Raw genomic sequence first — 16,327 nt, 5'->3', positions numbered from 1 at the left:
CACCTCATTTCACTTATCAAGCCATTTCATCTAGACGAACGAATTGCAAGTTGCGTCCCTGTAATTGATGCAGTACTTCCTCCAGAGCCCGAAGCATAAAATATGGCGCGTGACAGTCCGCTCCCGGCGTATCTCCGCTGTCATGCAGCAAAATAACAGATCCGTCCGTAATTCCGTTCAGTAGCGTTGCCTTCAACTTCTTGCGGCAGCTTCTGCTGCGCCAATCCCCCGCCTTCAAGGACCAGAGTACGATGCGGTACGATTTGGGATGAAAGAAATCGAAAGCGTTCATGAGCCCCCATGGCGGACGATAGTGATCCGGCCTTTTTCCAATTATGGATTCAATAATATCTGCGGTCCGTTTCATATGATCACGCCGCACCGTCCAGGGAAGCATCAGCCAATTAGAGATGTGATCATAATTGTGGATTCCAATCTGATGACCTTCACGATCCATTCTTCTGATCAGATCCGGGTGCAGTTCCGCCTGTGAGCCAAGCACGAAGAATGTGGCCTTCACTTGATAATCCTGCAATAAATCCAATAATTCCGGTGTATACCTCGGATGCGGCCCATCGTCGAACGTGAACGCTACCTGGTTCTTGGTGGTTCCCTTACGAAAGGCTCCAAATCTGATGATTCGTGGCAGAAAACTTGGAATTAACATATACAGACTGATGAAGCCTATGAGCCCAATCATCAAATATTTAACAAGCAACGTCTTTATCCCCCTTAGTGAAAATTAAGCTTAAGCATACTGCTGCAAGGAGCAAACCCATTTTTCTTCCTGTGTATCGTTCTGCATGCTCAGAATTTGCATGACCGCATGTCTGGCGGAATCCCGCTGTCTGCACAGCCCTGCTTTCTCCCTCATTTCTTCCAATAGGGAAGGCTGTTGAACCAGCCGCTGAAGCTGATCCTGCAAATTGTCAATCTGACATAGATAAGCTACTCCCGTTTGAATCAAATAATCGGCATTATCCTTTTCCTGCCCCAGCCGTGGCTCCAGCAGCAGCATGGGAAGCTGAAGCGCCAGCGCTTCGGAGGTCGTCAGTCCGCCCGGCTTGGTAATCAATACGTCTGCGGACGCCATCCATTCATGGATTCCCTCCAGGAAGCCTGTCAGCATGACGTTATCCCTGTCTCCCAACGCTTCATGCAGGCGGTACAGCAGCTTCACATTGCGTCCGCATACAATGACAAATTGCACGTTAGGGGGAAAAGAGTCAGATTGCATTTGCTCGATGAAGGATTTATCGATAATCCCGCAGCCGCCGCCCATCACCAGCACGACAAAGGCGTCAAGATCCAAGGCCAGCTTCTCGCGCAGCCGGTCTTTATTGTCATGCTGACTGTAGGATGGGCGAACAGGGATGCCCGTTACAGCGATTTTGTGGTCAGCAACGCCTTTTCTCTGCAGAGCTGCACGCACGCCTTCAGAACCAACCAGATACAGATCCGTAGACGGATGTATCCAATAGCTGTGATCGGAATGGTCGGTAATGACCGTTGCCGCAGGCAGATCCGTCATCCCTTTTTCCTTAAGCAAGGAAATGGCGGCTGATGCCAGCGGGAACGTGCTGACAATCAACGTCGGCTGTTCCTCATTCAGAAGTTTGAGCAGCCGCTGCAGGCTGGTCGTGAGAAAATGCTTCAGGAAGAAAGTAAGTGTACTGTCCGTCCGGGTCTTCTGATACATATATCCGTATGAGGAAGGAAAATGCTTCACCCATTGCAGGAAGCAATACCGTTCAACCACATGCATGCGGGGATGGATCCATTGCATGAAGTCGACCACCTCTACTCCCTGTTTGTACAGCACCGATGCCTCCAAAATCGCCTTGGCCGCCTGCATATGTCCATCCCCGAGCGCGCCGGACAGAATCAGTAGCTTTTCCCGTTTCATGCTATTCATCAACAATCGCCTCCCTCGTGAAATTTAACTATGCATGAACAAAACAACCAGCACCGCCGTTAGGAATCCGACCATCCCACCAGCCACACAATCGATCGGATAGTGATAGCCCCAATAAACCCGGGATATGGCCACCATCAAGGCCAGACCAATCAAGACAAGCATAATTGCCGGCGATGAGGCCAACATAAAAGGTGTAACCAAGGCGAAAATAGCGGTTGTATGGCCGGACGGGAAGGAATAATCCTTCAACGGGAATTTGCCTACCTTTACCTGCTCCAGCTTGCGGAAGGGCCGGTCTCTGCGCACCTTTTTCTTGATCAGGACAGCAACGATATGGCTAACGGCCAGTGCGATCAAGCTTTGTAGCCCGATTCTGCTGAACTCCCCCTCGGCGAACCATGCCAAGGACACTGCGCAAATGATGGTAAACAAAGCTCCGCCCAAATGGGTAATCCATCCGAACAATCGGTCCAGGGTCCGACTGCTCAGCCGATGGTTGCACCAGAAGAACATCGTTTGATCAATTCGCCTTATCCACTGCATCCTGCTTTTCACCTCCGTTCCCTGTTTTTTCGATTGACTGATGTTCATTCCTTATCTTCCTCCACTAAGACAGCTTCCGTATCAAGAACCATATTGCAGCAATCGCTACACCAACGCCCACCAGCGTAATCGTGAGAACTTGGTTCACCATATTCTCTGCCGCGCGGCCATATATATAGAAGAGAAAACCGACTACATAAAACTTCACCGCTCGGCCAATGGCCGCATAGCTAAGCAACTTCCATAACGGATAATTCATGCATCCGGATAAAATCGTAAATATTTTAAACGGGATCGGAGTGAACGATCCGATCAGGATTGCGGCCTCGCCGCGGCGGGCAAATAAGTCGCTTGCCGAATCCAGCCATTTTTTCTTCATTACACCGCCCATAACATGCTTTCCCGACACCTTGCCGATCCCATAACCGATCGGTGTCCCAAGCAGACTTCCTGCAAAGCCAACCGTAGCGAGCCATAAAGCCGACTCCGGTTGCACCGCGCTTAAAGAAAGCTGCAGGAAGAACGCCGGGATGGGGAAAATAATCGCATCAAGCATAGCGTGAATGAAAAGTCCCGTCGCTCCGAAGTTCTGTAAAAATTCCATAATTTTATCCATGAATGCCTATCCCGCCTTTGTTACAGAGCATGATGAAAAATAGGTTGCCTCCGGGCGGTATGGGTTTCCACTCGCTGTGTTCCAACTCCATACCGCCCTCCAAGAACTTACTCACCACGCTCTTAGTTTCTTTTGTTTTAATTAATTGGAGCATGGTTTGGGTAGACATAACTCCTTTGAAACGGACTGCCTCTTCACCGTCATAAATCGCTTCCTCAACGAGCTGCGGGAGTGAATCAGCATCATCGGTATCAATTTTTCGGTCTTGCGGCCAATCCGCTTCTTGCCTTCAGGGTGCATGACGGATAACAATAATCGTAGATAAGCCGTTGTAATGCGTTGGAGCAGATCGGACTTCATCGGTTGTTGTTCGAAACCAAGACCATGTATCAAACCACGATGAAGCAGCGTAATGCCGACTAACGCCTTCACCTCTCTGAACTCCGGCTGACTTGCGAATGCCTCGCTGATCTGCTGCATGGATTTCCGTGTAAGCCGGGCCGCCACGAGCGCCGCGCGGTCTGAGTCTTCGGATTTGATCAGCGTCAGAATCGTTTCATTATTGAGATGGAGTTCCCCGACCAGATCGCCTTTATCGATGATGGTGGAGTCCGCACAGACGATGCTCTCCCCTCGGTGTTTCTTAATCATGACTTTGCAAATTCCAAAGTGCGATGTATGCGAGCCGCGAAAGCGTGAAATCCACTCGAACCCTCTTTCCCACACCATCCAGGCCGCCTGCATTGAAGATTTGCGTAAACGAAGCAACATTGATCCAACCATCCCTCATTCTTATTTTAATCGACAAATTTTATTGAAATTGTCAAATTGAAATGATATTTCTATGTGAATCTTGTCGATATTGGCAGCTTTATCGATAGCTTGATAAGTTGCCGTCTGCCCCCTCTGCGTGGACAGTTCCATTAGCCAGTGTACCCGCCAATATAGCTACCAAAGTTAGTGCCACTCCTTTTCGAATGGTGAATGATTTCATAACGCAATCGCTCCAATATTTTAGAATGTTGTTCTGCTTTACCCCTTCACCTTATCTCCGATATTGTTAAATCGAACAGTGATAAAACCGCCAAGCTTTTGATGACATCGTACTTGGACCTGTCACTTATACCGCATGACAAACTGTAAACTGTCTTATATGACGTGCTTGCCAAGCTACGTTCTAACCGCTGTTAGCCCACCCTCTTTCGCTTGGCGGATTGGGAAGTTATATTGCATGATAGTTCTGAATCATTCGAAAATTGATTTGCAAAAAAATATAAGAAAGTGTGCGTAATTCGTGTTCTCGATAATGAAAAAAAGGTTCTGGTATGATTGGATACTTGTAGCCATACGCACGCTTTGGCTAGTCATTATCGCGAGCGCTGGTTTTGTCGATCCGTCATTGACCGTTGTGTCGCTTTGGGCTGTACTTTCTCTTGTTTCGTCGTTTATCTCGTTCCATTAATCATCCTCTATAGGAAAGAAGACTGGTATCTCACAATCGAAGTCACAGTAATGGGCTTTTTTATTTTTATTTAGCCTACGCAGCCCCGGGATTGCTTTGGTCTTTTGTTTTACTCGTGATAGCTATCGGCTTGACGAGCAGTAGAAGAACTTATGTGTGGACAGGTATCCTTAGCGGAATCGTATTCCGATATTGAACGGTTGGATTGCTGCTCGTCTCCCGTATGAGTTTATCGCTAGCTGATCTATACCGACAGATTGAGTTAAATTTTGGATCAACATGCTGATTTTAACGTCGTTGATACAGCCGGGGACGGGCGCGAAGCATTAGAACATTGTGATCCCTCCCAACCAGATATCGTGCAATGGATATTCGTATGCAGGGAATGGATGGGATTGAAGCTTTACTTGAGATGAAACAACGCTGGCCTAATATGAAGGTTTATTCATGACAACATTTAAGGATTCGTTGCAGGCAGCGACTGCATTGGAACGCGGGGAAGAAGGCTACATGCTGAAGTCGATTCATTCGCGGGAGATGAAGGAAGCCTTGAAACTTATTTATAATGGAGGAACCTGGATCGACCAATCAGTCGCTACGCGAGTTTTCGAAGAGATGAAGTGTCAACGTGAGCAGTTGGAGAAAATCGGTTCAAGTCAGGGAAACTACCTGTACGGGCTTACAAAACGCGAGATGGAGATTCTGGAGCATCTGTCGAGCGGACTGCGCTACAAATCGATCGCCATCAAGATATTTTTATCGGAGGGAACGATCCGCAATTACTGCTCGATTCTCTACTCGAAACTCGGCGTCAACAACCGCGAAGAAGCAATAGAAATGGTGCGAATGAAGAATATCGTGTAGCTGATGAATTTCCCGATGGTACTCACGATATAGGGGTCACATTCAGTTTTTACTTCTTGTGCTTCCTGACTCCCTTGCTCTTCGACTTCTCTGACTCGGCGGTAAAGAATCTGTTGGCGGGAGTTAACTATAGCAGAAACCGACATCCGCCCTCAAATAAAGGGCACGATGTCGGCTTTAACTTAACGGCCAAACTCCTTATCGATTATTTTATTGTGAGCCAGCTCCACTTCCTGGGCTACCGAGTTGATGCACGTTACCAAAATATGCTGCCCGCCTAAAGATCCGAAGGCTCTCGATTCAAATCCGAAAGTACCGCCGGCATGCCCCCAGTATGATTGCCCGTCAGCTGTTTTTATTTCATAAATCCCTAGTCCGACTTTACCTATAGGTGAATCTACTGTCGTGAACATCTGGTCCATTATCTCTTGATTTAGAAGCTTTCCGCCCAACAGCGAACTAAAGAAGGTGGTCAAATCTTTGGTTGTTGAGACTATATCTCCGGCTGCATTTGCCCATGATTGACTCATTTCGGTTAGATCATACAAATGACCCGATCTGTCCATATTATATCCTGTGGCATGCTTACCTGGAATATTGTGACTATTTTCCATTACAAATGTCCCTGTCATGCCGAGCGGTTCGATCAACCGTTTCCTGATCTGCTCCGCATACGTATCTCCTGTTACCTTCTGAATAATTTGACCGGCTAGTATAGTATTCATGTTCGAATAGTTCCAGCCCTTCCCCGGCGCATATACAAGCGGCTTCGCTAGTCCCATGCTGATAAGCTCGTCGGACGAATAGTAACGGAATGGATTTTGAGGCAAGGTAATATCTCGAAAATCAAGATCAGTATAGCTCGCGAGCCCGCTTGTATGGTTCAATAACTGACGAATCGTAATTTTGTTGCCGTCATACCCATTACCCTTTATGACCCCTGGCAGCCATTTTTCGACCGAATCATCCAGGTTCAACTTTTTCTCCTGAGCCAACTGCAATACAACGGTAGCAGTGAATGTCTTCGTGATGCTTCCAATACGGAATGAAAAATCCGGCTCCACCGGGCGTGGTACTTCGAAACTGGCTGTACCCGTAGCGTAGGACCAGCGTTCCCCATCCTGTAGCCCGCCTGCCACGACACTTGGAACTCTTTTGTTGGTAACTACTTGATCCATGACGCGTTTGACTTCTTCCCGATGCTTTCTTTTCTTTTCTTTCTCGTTGAGTTCTTTTTTGGGTTCTTTTGCGAACTCCGACGATAAAATATTGTCGGTGTTGGCAGCTTTATCGATAGCTTGATAAGTTGCCGTCTGACCCTCTGCGTGGACAGTTCCATTAGCCAGTGTACCCGCCAATATAGCTACCAAAGTAAGTGCCACTCCTTTTCGAATGGTGAATGATTTCATAACGCAATCGCCCCTATTATTTTAGAATGTTGTTCTGCTTTACCCCCTCACCTTATCTCCAATATTGTTAAATCGAACAGTGATAAAACCGCCAAGCTTTTGATGACATCGTACTTGGACCTGTCACATATACCGCATGACAAACTGTAAACTGTCTTATATGACGTGCTTGCTAAGCTACGTTCTAACCGCTGTTAGCCCACCCTCTTTCGCTTGGCGGATTGAGAAGTTATATTGCATGATAGGTCTGAATCATTCGAAAATTCATTTGCAAAAAATATAAGAAGGTGTGCGTAATTCGTGTTCTCGATAATGAAAAAAAGAAATGAGATTGGCAGGAGTTCCAGTAAGAGAGGTTATGAAGCAGTTGGGAATACGGAATAAGACACAGAAAAAAACATGGATGAGGCGGTATCGAAAAGGGGAAGTGCATCGTCTGAAGCAGTAATTGGACCTGCTAAAAAAGTACAAGGAAGTGGAAAGGTGGAACCAGAAGTCGTCGTTGCCTGGATTGAATCCATTCGAGACGAAGTGACAGTGTCTGAGGCTTGTACATGGCTCGGGATCGCAAGAGCGACCTACTACCGCTGGAAGCAGCAGTGGAGACAGAGCGCACAGAAGCTGTGGCGGAGAAAATCAGTGAGCTTTGCTCCGTCATAAATTTCGGTATGGTACCGGAAAACCGCACTCCTTCGGGCAGAGCAAAAAATGAATCACAAACGGGTTCAGCGGATGATGCAGCGTGATGGACTACAGTGCCGCGTGAGGATGAAGAAACGAAAGGTCACTGGGCAGCCCGCTCATCCAGCAGAAAATCTACTAAAGCGGCAATTCCATGCCGAAGCGCCCCTGCAAAAGCTCGTCACGGACATCACCTATTTGAATACGCTGAATCAACTTCCAAAACTGACAAAAATGCTGCTTCATAACGACCAGGGAAGCGTATATCCGTCACACCGCTTATCAAGCAGCAGTAATGAGAAAAGGCATGACCATGAGCATGTTCCGTAAAGGAACGCCCGCTGATCATGCCCCCATCGAATCGTTTCATTCCACCTTAAAGTCTGAAACGTTCTACCTTGAAGATCTCATCTATACAACGACTGGAATCGTTGTATAGACCGTTCGAGACCACATCACCCTTTATAACTCAATTCGGATTCAAACGAAACTAAATAACCAGTCGCCCGTAGATTTCCGACGACTGGCTGCCTAAACTTGAAAGGTGTTTTGATCCCTGTCTCACAAACAGGGGTCAGTCCCAAGGTGCATCAAGACGTTTTTTTTAATATGGATTATGATAACACACTTGAATCTTTCATTGGCCTTGTAGCTTATGCTGCGCATGCCTAATGGAAGTAAAGTTAAATGCTCGTACTCCCTTGCTATCATACACAATAATCTCTTTATTCAAATACGGGTGTAGACCATTAAAATATCCGGGCATAATCAGTCTGCGCATAAAAAGGTTTTTACCCAGCAGACGGGGTGAATTGGTCGCTACAACAAGCATCTGCTGGGTTGCTGACCATGGGCTAGGCTGAATATATGACAAACAGTACTCGCCTGTCGTAAAATCGTCACCCCATGTATACCCGTCCTCGGTACATGCAATTTGAAGATGCGCTTGATACTTCTGAAGCAACTCATGTCTGGACAAGTCCGAAGTGATACAAATCACGTTGCTTTCAGCTAGCTCTTTCTCTGAAATATCATTAGAAGACACCACCGGATAATGAACACCGATATACGGATTCCAAGTCGCTGTTCGTGGGCTAGCCAAGGCGTTCGCCGTCCGTCTCACCGCCTGCTCCTCCTCCGGTGTAGCATAGCTGGATGGAAGGACAATGTGAAGTCGATCCATATAAACGTCAAGTACACCCATACCATGACTAGCACCATTTCTTCCCACGCTTTGCAAACCCGCAATACTCTTAGCTGCATCCGCATTTTTGGTGGAGTCTTCACTGCTCTCTCCCTCCCGTTCAGCAATCAAACGGTATTCGGGTGAGGGGCGTTTGTGCGAGTGTGTTTTAACAAAGCGAAAGCGGCTGTATTCTCGTAAATCCAACATGAAAATGCGGGCTCCAATACGAACCTGAGCGAGTTCCAAGGACATGTCCTCTTGCGAGAGATGAATCACAAATTCTTCTGCGTGAACAGCCTCAATATCCAATTCACCAGTGGAGCTCATTTCGCCATACAACTCCGCATATTCCTCGTTTTCATCCATGCGCGTCAGTTCCAGCCAGTAAGCCCGATTATGTCTGCCCCGTTCCGTCCGATAGGCAATACGCTGAGGCACAACATCTCTTTTCCATTGCATAAGCCAACCCAGTATGCCGTCCAAAAGTCTTAACTCATGCGTATCCCAATGATTAGACTGTCGCTCTATCACACCTTTAAAATGGTTCGATGAAAGCTCTGTTACAGGAGCTGTGTATGCTTGGGCAAATAAATAATCCTGGTCACCACATACATCTAATATTGGCATATTGATCAAATTTTTCAGATGATTGGGATGTGGCGCCCCTGAGATTACTGCAATAGCTGCAAACCGAGAAGGATAAGCCTGTGCCATCGCCCAGGCAGCATATGCGCCATTCGAGTAACCCGTCAGATAGATACGTTCTTCGTCCACTCGGTACGCTTGCAGTATGACATCTAGTCCCTCCAAAAAAGCTGCTTCTCCAATATAACTGCCCAGCGTAACGCCACGACACGAAAAAGTAACAAATATAGCTTCGTCTTCCCAGCCCTGCCCAAAACCTCTATTCTGAAAATCTGGTAGCCCCAGCTCATATCGCTTGCCAGGCATTAGAACGATCAGAGGATACCGTCGCTCAGCCGTGTAGTTGCTGGGAAGCTGGATTGTATACCGTTGTAAACTATTGTCCAAACGGGAGACAAAAAAACCTTCGCCAATGCCGTCAGCCGTCAAAAAAATATGTTCTTTCTGGAGCAGCGATGGGTGCTGTGACTGTTCGGTATGTCCATGCATAAAAATTTGTTTTAATAGCTTGATATATTCACGCACAACCCGGGAATCCCAGATTTCAAAAGGATCTTCCGGCAAATCCGTTAATCGTTTTAATTCCTCAAGCAGGCCCTCTATTTGTATTTTCTGCGCAGAAGGAAGTTCATCTTTAGCACAGGCTTGCATGTAATGGTCATACTCTTCCTGTAAGCACTCCACGACGACTGACAAAGGCCGCACAAGTACCGAATACACAAAATGATGCTCTACGGCCTCATGATCCCGATATGTAACGGTGAAGTGCAGCATTCCCGTCTTCCTGGCCTTCTCCTCATCCCAGGCGTAGCTTTGCTCCTGCTCCCAATGGGCTGTAAACCGATCCAGCTTCATACCCTCATCATTCGTTACCTCGACCCATAACGTTTGATCTGAGGGAAGAAGTACCCGATCCTTACGCAACAAGTAAAATAGGATCGGGCTGTTTTCTCCTTCCCTGCCAGCACTTTGCTCAACTTCTAACCAAGCCATATGATTACGTATATTACGCTCTACGAATTCACGATGCAGTTCTATCACATCTGGTTCATCGCATACCTGATTTCCACTGATACGAATAGAACGAGCCTCATCAGGAATAAACGCAGCAATGATAACGACCGTGTGGTCACCTTCCTCCAGATATAAGCGAAAGGGACCAGATTCTGCATATACCAATGTTCCATCTATCCAAATTTGTCCAGTTCCTTCAAACGGTCTGAAAATCACTTCCTGTGCTGTCATACAACGTAGATTTGAAACCAGCAAAAGTCTTTCTTGTTCAGCCAAAGGCGGAAAAACACCTAGATTCAGTTCAGAGGTCCGGGGATCAAGCTCGGTCAATAATCGGCATGCTGCCCTTCCCCCTGCTGAAAGCTCAATTCCATCTTCACTACAAGCCTTTTCCAAATTCCATTCCTCATGCGTAAAATGACTAGACCATTCCCTGCCCACACCACAATTTTCCGGAAGCTCGACTGGACCGACTGCATAAGCAGACGCCAGACGTACCGGATGATCCAACAGCACAGTAGTTGCCTTTTCCAGATGTGTGAACCTCATAACATTCCCCCTCCAGGTTTTTGTTTCCTCAGAGACGTAGCCGCGTTATATTCGGTTTAACCTTCAAATGAACTATATAAAACTATTCGTTGTCACCTCTATGTACTCCTTTGTGCTTTCCAAAAAGAAGCTATTCTCACAACAAAAAAAGAGGCAGCTTCTGCCACCTCTCTGGATCATTATGCTTATTTTCTTACAATGCAGATTGCAAGTCTTCGATCAAATCCTCCAGATCTTCAATCCCAACCGAAATCCGTACCAAGCCCTCGGTAATACCTAGCTCTGCGCGACGTTCTGCGGGAATGGAGGCATGCGTCATACGTGCCGGAACGCTAATCAGACTTTCAACCGCTCCCAGGCTCTCAGCCAGTGTAAAATACTGCACTTTTTTCAGGAGGGCAACCGCGGTGGCATCGCTACCTACATCAAACGAAATGATGCCGCCAAAGCCTTCAGCTTGAGTTTTGGACAGCTCGTGCTGTGCATGGCTTTCCAACCCAGGGTAGTACACCTTACTAACCTTCGGATGCTTTTCCAAAAAGGCTGCAATTTCCTTTGCATTTTTCTCGATTGCTTCCATTCGCAGACCCAAGGTTTTGATACCGCGGATCAATAACCAGGAATCCTGCGGGCCGAGAATACCGCCAATGGCGTTTTGCAGAAAATGAAGCTGCTCGCCCAGCTCTTCACTGTTGACTACAGCCAAACCGGCTACAACATCGCTGTGTCCACCCAAATATTTGGTTGCCGAGTGAACGACGATATCAGCCCCGAGTGTAATTGGCGTCTGCCAGTAAGGGGTAGCAAATGTATTGTCCACAATCAATAAAAGCTCATGCTTTTTCACCAGCTCTGAAACTGCGCGAATATCAGTAACTTTCAACAGCGGGTTGGTTGGTGTTTCGACATACAATGCCTTCGTATTGGGACGGATTGCTTGGGAAATAGCCTCCAGATCAGTTGTATCCACAAATGTGGACTCAATCCCGATCCGACTAAGCACCTTGCTTACAATACGATAAGTGCCCCCGTATACATCATCGGTCAGCAAAATATGATCCCCTGCTTTAAACAAGGAAAATACTGCATGAATCGCTGCCATACCGGAACCGAAAGCAAAACCACGTTTGCCTTCCTCCAGTTCCTTGATCAGCTCTTCCAGTGCAAACCGGGTCGGGTTGCCTGTACGCGAATATTCGTATCCTTTATGAACGCCGATTTCCTCTTGCTCATAAGTACTTACCTGATAAATAGGAACGTTAACCGCACCAGTATGAGGATCGGTAGGGAGTCCACCGTGAATCAGTTTTGTTTTGCGTCTCATTTTAAATCCCGCCTTCATATATTTTTTTGCTCAGATAACGTTCACTGCTATCTGGGAAAATGGTGACAATATGTGCACCATCCGGTGCGCTCTCTGCTTCCAGTAAAGCAGCGTGCAGGGCTGAACCGGAGGAACTGCCGACGAGAATACCCTCACGTTCCGCCAGTTCCTTGACGCGGTTGAATGCGTCCACATCGCTAATGGTATGAATGGCATTAAAAAAGCCTTTGTCCACAAACTCAGGGATTAATTCCATGCCGATCCCTTCTGTTTTATGAGGGCCTGACTCGCCACCATTCAGAATGGACCCTTCAGGCTCTACGATGACCGTTTTAATGGCTGCATTCTGCTCCTTAAGATAACGCGAGGTTCCCATAAATGTGCCCCCCGAGCCTGCTCCTGCCACAAATACGTCCACTTTACCGTCCAGATCGTTCCAAATTTCAGGTCCCATTGTCGTATAATAAGCCTCTGGATTATCAGGATTGCTAAATTGCTGTGGCAAGTATGCGTCTTTGATTTCAGCAGCCAATTGCTTTGTCTTTTCAATGGCTCCCTTCATCCCCTCACTTGTCGGGGTATGAACGATCCGTGCTCCCAATGCCTTCATCAGGTCCTGCTTCTCCTGGCTGAACTTCTCTGGCACAGCAAAAATAACCGAGATATCATAATGAAGCGCGGCCATCGCAAGACCAATACCTGCATTGCCTGCTGTTGCTTCTATTAAAGTCCCGCCCGGCTTCAACTGGCCTGTCTTTAATGCTTTTTCAATTAGAGCCTTTCCCACCCGGTCCTTCACGCTGCCGCCGGGATTCATAAACTCCAGCTTGGCGAACAGGCGAATTCCTCTGGGTAGAGAATAGCTATTCAGCTCCACTAATGGCGTGCGCCCGATGAGTTCAAGGGTATTGCGATATACATTCATAATTTCAAGCTCCTTTTAATGGCGAATCCAAAATAAACCAACGGTCAAAAATTAGCGCCCATTGTCGGAGAATTTCGCTGTCTTCTCCAAAAACATAGTAATGCGGTAAGTATTGATGCAATAAGATTTTATGTGTATTTGAAGCTTTTGTCAAATGGACCAGTCACAACACCCACACCCTTGATATCCTGCCTCGATATGATGGAGAATAATCTCTCAAAATTCCCTTTTCTAACATAGGAGGATGCTATCTATGGGTAAGCAATGCTTAAAGATAGCTGCCGTATATTTTGCCCTCGGTGCGCTGCTCAGTGCAATCATTGGCGTGTCGGGTGATTATAGCCTGTCCCCTATTCAGTCTCATATCCATTTACTGGGTTGGACGACTCTTGGGATCATAGGTCTAATCTATGTGGCCTTTCCTGCACTTTCAGTTACGATTTTGGCACGTATCCATTTTTGGATACATAACATCAGTCTGCCAGTGTTGATATTGGCGATTATAGGTAAAAATTACGCGATTGTAGAGGCTGGAGTGTGGATCGTCATAGGATGGGTGTTACTGGCGGCGGGTATTATGCTGTTTATGGTGAATATGTGGAACAGACTGCGTTAGAGCACATAGGTTCATTTCACTGGTCATAGAAAAAAGGAGCCTGGTCATTGCCAAGGCTCCTTGATGTCCTCATTATAGGTTGCAATATATAGCTGTGCTAGCTATGTGCCCTTACTGTTAATTTACTGCTCCATCCTGTACATGTTCTTTACAGAAGTTTTCAACTGCTTGCAGCTCATCCTCTTCAAGTTCAAGCTCGATGTAACGATCCGTTGCTTTTTCAAACAATTCATACTTCAGCAGTCCTGTCTTTCCTTCGTCTACTAAATAAAGAGCACGGATATATAATCCGTTTTCAGTGTATAGCTCGTCGTCTTCCTCTACCTCTATCTCAATGATAAATTCATAACGCTGTCCACTCAAAATACCAAAAGCATCTTTAATTTGATCTACTGTATATGCTGTAAAATTCAACATGTTTTTATTCCCTCCGGTTTTCCTTCAATTACGGTGCATTCTACGCCCGCAGGCAGTAGTTGTTCAACTTGTGTGCGTACTTCTGGACGATTCAAATCGTGACCCATGATCGAGATCCAGCCCTGATCATTACGCGAGCGGATTAAACGCCCTATGCCCTGTCGGAGCCTAAGTGCCATGTGAGGCATATCTATCTCATTGAACGGATCTGCTGCATCCTTGCGCAAAGCCGTAAAAACCGGATCGTTCGGAGGAAATGGCAGCGACCAGATGATAACATGTGACAGGGATGGTCCAGGGATATCCAATCCTTCCCATAATGTAACAGCGCACAACACACTCTCCTCATCATTCTGAAAAGCGGAGATCAGATGGCTGATTTCAGCCGAACCTTCATACAGAAAACGATAGGCAGATGCCTCTGGGTAAGCAGCGAGTCCCCTTTGGAAGGCAGTCAGTTCCTCCTGAGAAGGAAACAGGATAAGCGCTCTTCCCTGCGATTTCTTCAGTAGCGTCAGCGCTCTCTGGATTGGATTATGTCCCGCTTGCAGCGGGTACAATGCCGCTTGCATCTGATCACTGTAGTCATAAGGTGAAGCGACGGAAAACGTTAACGGGTTTTCAATACCCAGACTCTGCGCCATATAGTCAAATGAACCCTCCACGGAAAGTGTAGCCGAAGAGAATACGATTGGAATATGCTGCGCAAATACTCGTTCTTTGAGAATCTCTTTTACCATCTTCGGCATAACCACAAGCGTTAATCCATCCTGGTCCTCCGTCACCCACGAGATGAGAAGTTCAGGACGCTTAAACAAAGCCAAAGCAGTTTGAATCATATCCAAATGTTCTTCTACAATTTTGACTTGATACTCATCCAGAGAGAATAACCCGCTTTCAAACACAAGCTCTTCCTCGATCGTGCCGATCAGTTCACCAAAACGGTTCACCTCCCGAATCAACGATTCATTCAGGATAAACTCCTTGCGATTAGACCCCTGTACTGGCTGACTGTTCTTATTGAGCGCGGCGAACAATGCCTCGCTTTGGGAGATTGCATCTTCGATCGTCATAGCCAGAGATTCCCGCACTTCCCCCTCTAGCAGTCGGGTAATAATAGACTCAAATTGAGTGTGCTTAAGCTTGTAAGTAAGCGCATTTTGTGCTGCTGTCTCCAGCAAATGCCCTTCATCAAAAACAACAGAGCTGTGCTCTGGCAGCAACGGCAGCTGACCCTCGCGCTTTCTCGCTTCGTAGGTCCATACATGCTCCATGTAAAAGTCGTGAGAGCAGATGACTAGATCTGCCGCTTTGCGGTAATGATCACGAGACAACGTCTGTCCGCAACGATGGCGCTGATGACAAACGAGACAGTCTTGAAATACATCCCATCCCAGTCTGCTCCACTGTCCATCTGTTAGCTCGGGATACTCTTTCCGGTTCCCGTATGGAGTGAAGGACTGTAACGTATCTGGAAAATGAACAAAATCAGGCAGACCCTGATAAATATCGCGGAAAACATCTGCGTCCTCATCCAGTCCGCTTCGCCCCTCATCCAGCTTGTTCAGGCAAATATATTGATCCGGTGACTTCCCCAATCGAGCATCAATCGTCAAGCTTAAGTGCCGTGCCAGCTTGGCGATATCTCCTTCTGGCTTCACCAGTTGTTCAATCAATGATTCATCCGCACAGGCAATAATCGCGGGTTTTCTCATGTATCTGGCATATGCAATAGCGTACAGCAGGTATACCAGCGTTTTGCCAGTGCCTACACCTGCTTCTGCAAAAATGGTCTTTTTTTCCTTATAGGCACGTTCCAGCTGGAATGCCATATAAATTTGTTCATCCCGAACCTCAAAGCCGACTTCAGGCAAAACTTCGTAAAATACATCTGCAATCCAGTCACTTGCCTGCTCAATAAACGGCTTGGACGGATCAAAGGCAAAAGGGTAAGTAGTCAATCGGGCTGTGCCTCCAATTCGTTCATAATGTGCATCCTTTCATTATAACGCAAAACAAGCTAAAAAGAACATGTAAACTGTAAGAATAACTTACGTTTTTTATTTTTCATGAAATTCTATAAAAGATAGGACATCGAGGGGTTTGTTTGTGAGGACGTAACACTGCCATAATGAAAAAACAAAGGAACCAGCAAATG

General features: G+C 46.7%; 14 protein-coding genes and 2 pseudogenes. 4 read left to right on the top strand and 12 right to left on the bottom strand.

Annotated features, from left to right (window positions below; all coding sequences use genetic code 11):
- Positions 1 to 16: 16 nt before the first annotated feature.
- From C400_RS0123180 to C400_RS28515, 6 genes are all read right to left on the bottom strand, one after another.
- On the bottom strand, positions 17 to 718 hold the full coding sequence (locus C400_RS0123180; RefSeq protein WP_017428395.1) for a polysaccharide deacetylase family protein: 702 nt from the start codon (positions 716 to 718) through the stop codon (positions 17 to 19).
- A 30-nt stretch (positions 719 to 748) separates the two neighbouring features.
- Entirely contained in the window at positions 749 to 1,915 is a 1,167-nt protein-coding gene (locus C400_RS0123175) for an MGDG synthase family glycosyltransferase (protein WP_017428394.1), read from the bottom strand.
- Between the two features lie 24 nt (positions 1,916 to 1,939).
- A complete protein-coding gene (locus C400_RS0123170) occupies positions 1,940 to 2,509 on the bottom strand; it encodes a phosphatase PAP2 family protein (RefSeq protein ID WP_017428393.1) in 570 nt (189 codons plus the stop codon).
- 16 nt (positions 2,510 to 2,525) lie between these two features.
- The gene (locus C400_RS26365) at positions 2,526 to 3,065 is read right to left on the bottom strand and encodes a YqaA family protein (RefSeq protein ID WP_049885709.1); all 540 of its coding nucleotides are present in this window, start codon (positions 3,063 to 3,065) and stop codon (positions 2,526 to 2,528) included.
- A gap of 153 nt (positions 3,066 to 3,218) precedes the next feature.
- Positions 3,219 to 3,848 carry a YkoP family protein gene (locus C400_RS0123155; protein WP_017428391.1) on the bottom strand — a complete coding sequence of 210 codons (630 nt, stop codon included), beginning with the start codon at positions 3,846 to 3,848 and terminating at the stop codon, positions 3,219 to 3,221.
- A 100-nt stretch (positions 3,849 to 3,948) separates the two neighbouring features.
- Positions 3,949 to 4,071, bottom strand: coding sequence for a hypothetical protein (locus tag C400_RS28515; RefSeq protein WP_258529642.1), 123 nt, complete (start codon positions 4,069 to 4,071; stop codon positions 3,949 to 3,951).
- 734 nt (positions 4,072 to 4,805) lie between these two features.
- On the opposite strand from C400_RS28515, the pseudogene C400_RS28775 reads away from it, so the two are divergent.
- Positions 4,806 to 5,403 (top strand): annotated as a pseudogene (locus tag C400_RS28775) (response regulator); the annotation flags it as partial.
- A gap of 182 nt (positions 5,404 to 5,585) precedes the next feature.
- On the opposite strand, the gene C400_RS0123145 reads toward C400_RS28775, so the two are convergent.
- Positions 5,586 to 6,812 (bottom strand): serine hydrolase domain-containing protein, encoded by a 1,227-nt coding sequence (locus C400_RS0123145; protein ID WP_017428389.1) that lies wholly within the window; start codon positions 6,810 to 6,812, stop codon positions 5,586 to 5,588.
- A gap of 399 nt (positions 6,813 to 7,211) precedes the next feature.
- Between C400_RS0123145 and C400_RS28770 the strand changes: the two genes are divergently transcribed.
- On the top strand, positions 7,212 to 7,472 hold the full coding sequence (locus C400_RS28770) for a helix-turn-helix domain-containing protein (protein ID WP_414477679.1): 261 nt from the start codon (positions 7,212 to 7,214) through the stop codon (positions 7,470 to 7,472).
- Positions 7,468 to 8,028: pseudogene (locus C400_RS28765) on the top strand (IS3 family transposase); the annotation flags it as partial. The gene C400_RS28770 and the pseudogene C400_RS28765, both read left to right, overlap by 5 nt.
- A gap of 102 nt (positions 8,029 to 8,130) precedes the next feature.
- Here C400_RS28765 and C400_RS0123130 read toward each other — a convergent pair.
- The 3 genes from C400_RS0123130 to C400_RS0123120 form a co-directional block, all read right to left on the bottom strand.
- Entirely contained in the window at positions 8,131 to 10,887 is a 2,757-nt protein-coding gene (locus C400_RS0123130) for a PHB depolymerase family esterase (RefSeq protein WP_017428387.1), read from the bottom strand.
- 193 nt (positions 10,888 to 11,080) lie between these two features.
- A complete protein-coding gene (locus tag C400_RS0123125) occupies positions 11,081 to 12,211 on the bottom strand; it encodes a bifunctional cystathionine gamma-lyase/homocysteine desulfhydrase (protein ID WP_017428386.1) in 1,131 nt (376 codons plus the stop codon).
- 1 nt (position 12,212) lies between these two features.
- Entirely contained in the window at positions 12,213 to 13,136 is a 924-nt protein-coding gene (locus C400_RS0123120; protein ID WP_016821132.1) for a PLP-dependent cysteine synthase family protein, read from the bottom strand.
- A 253-nt stretch (positions 13,137 to 13,389) separates the two neighbouring features.
- Here C400_RS0123120 and C400_RS0123115 point away from each other — a divergent pair, with 253 nt between their 5' ends.
- Positions 13,390 to 13,752, top strand: coding sequence for a hypothetical protein (locus C400_RS0123115; protein ID WP_016821131.1), 363 nt, complete (start codon positions 13,390 to 13,392; stop codon positions 13,750 to 13,752).
- Between the two features lie 117 nt (positions 13,753 to 13,869).
- Here C400_RS0123115 and C400_RS0123110 read toward each other — a convergent pair whose 3' ends face one another.
- Complete coding sequence (locus C400_RS0123110; RefSeq protein WP_016821130.1) at positions 13,870 to 14,169, bottom strand: DUF6509 family protein; 300 nt, start codon at positions 14,167 to 14,169, stop codon at positions 13,870 to 13,872.
- Positions 14,163 to 16,130, bottom strand: coding sequence for an ATP-dependent DNA helicase (locus tag C400_RS0123105; protein WP_016821129.1), 1,968 nt, complete (start codon positions 16,128 to 16,130; stop codon positions 14,163 to 14,165). Before C400_RS0123105 ends, C400_RS0123110 begins: the two co-directional genes overlap by 7 nt.
- Positions 16,131 to 16,327 lie beyond the last annotated feature (197 nt).

The organism is Paenibacillus sp. ICGEB2008 (assembly GCF_000307675.1).
Lineage (GTDB): Bacteria > Bacillota > Bacilli > Paenibacillales > Paenibacillaceae > Paenibacillus > Paenibacillus polymyxa.
Note: the sequence above shows the minus strand (reverse complement) of the source record. Positions and strands in the feature narration are given on the sequence as shown.

What these genes read in the sequence shown, in the direction of transcription:
- C400_RS0123175 (WP_017428394.1), bottom strand. Translation starts at nt 1,915, where the DNA reads ATGAATAGCATGAAACGGGAAAAGCTACTGATTCTGTCCGGCGCGCTC.
- C400_RS0123170 (WP_017428393.1), bottom strand. Translation starts at nt 2,509, where the DNA reads ATGAACATCAGTCAATCGAAAAAACAGGGAACGGAGGTGAAAAGCAGG.
- C400_RS26365 (WP_049885709.1), bottom strand. Translation starts at nt 3,065, where the DNA reads ATGGAATTTTTACAGAACTTCGGAGCGACGGGACTTTTCATTCACGCT.
- C400_RS0123155 (WP_017428391.1), bottom strand. Translation starts at nt 3,848, where the DNA reads ATGTTGCTTCGTTTACGCAAATCTTCAATGCAGGCGGCCTGGATGGTG.
- C400_RS28515 (WP_258529642.1), bottom strand. Translation starts at nt 4,071, where the DNA reads ATGAAATCATTCACCATTCGAAAAGGAGTGGCACTAACTTTGGTAGCT.
- C400_RS0123145 (WP_017428389.1), bottom strand. Translation starts at nt 6,812, where the DNA reads ATGAAATCATTCACCATTCGAAAAGGAGTGGCACTTACTTTGGTAGCT.
- C400_RS28770 (WP_414477679.1), top strand. Translation starts at nt 7,212, where the DNA reads ATGGATGAGGCGGTATCGAAAAGGGGAAGTGCATCGTCTGAAGCAGTA.
- C400_RS0123130 (WP_017428387.1), bottom strand. Translation starts at nt 10,887, where the DNA reads ATGAGGTTCACACATCTGGAAAAGGCAACTACTGTGCTGTTGGATCAT.
- C400_RS0123125 (WP_017428386.1), bottom strand. Translation starts at nt 12,211, where the DNA reads ATGAGACGCAAAACAAAACTGATTCACGGTGGACTCCCTACCGATCCT.
- C400_RS0123120 (WP_016821132.1), bottom strand. Translation starts at nt 13,136, where the DNA reads ATGAATGTATATCGCAATACCCTTGAACTCATCGGGCGCACGCCATTA.
- C400_RS0123115 (WP_016821131.1), top strand. Translation starts at nt 13,390, where the DNA reads ATGGGTAAGCAATGCTTAAAGATAGCTGCCGTATATTTTGCCCTCGGT.
- C400_RS0123110 (WP_016821130.1), bottom strand. Translation starts at nt 14,169, where the DNA reads ATGTTGAATTTTACAGCATATACAGTAGATCAAATTAAAGATGCTTTT.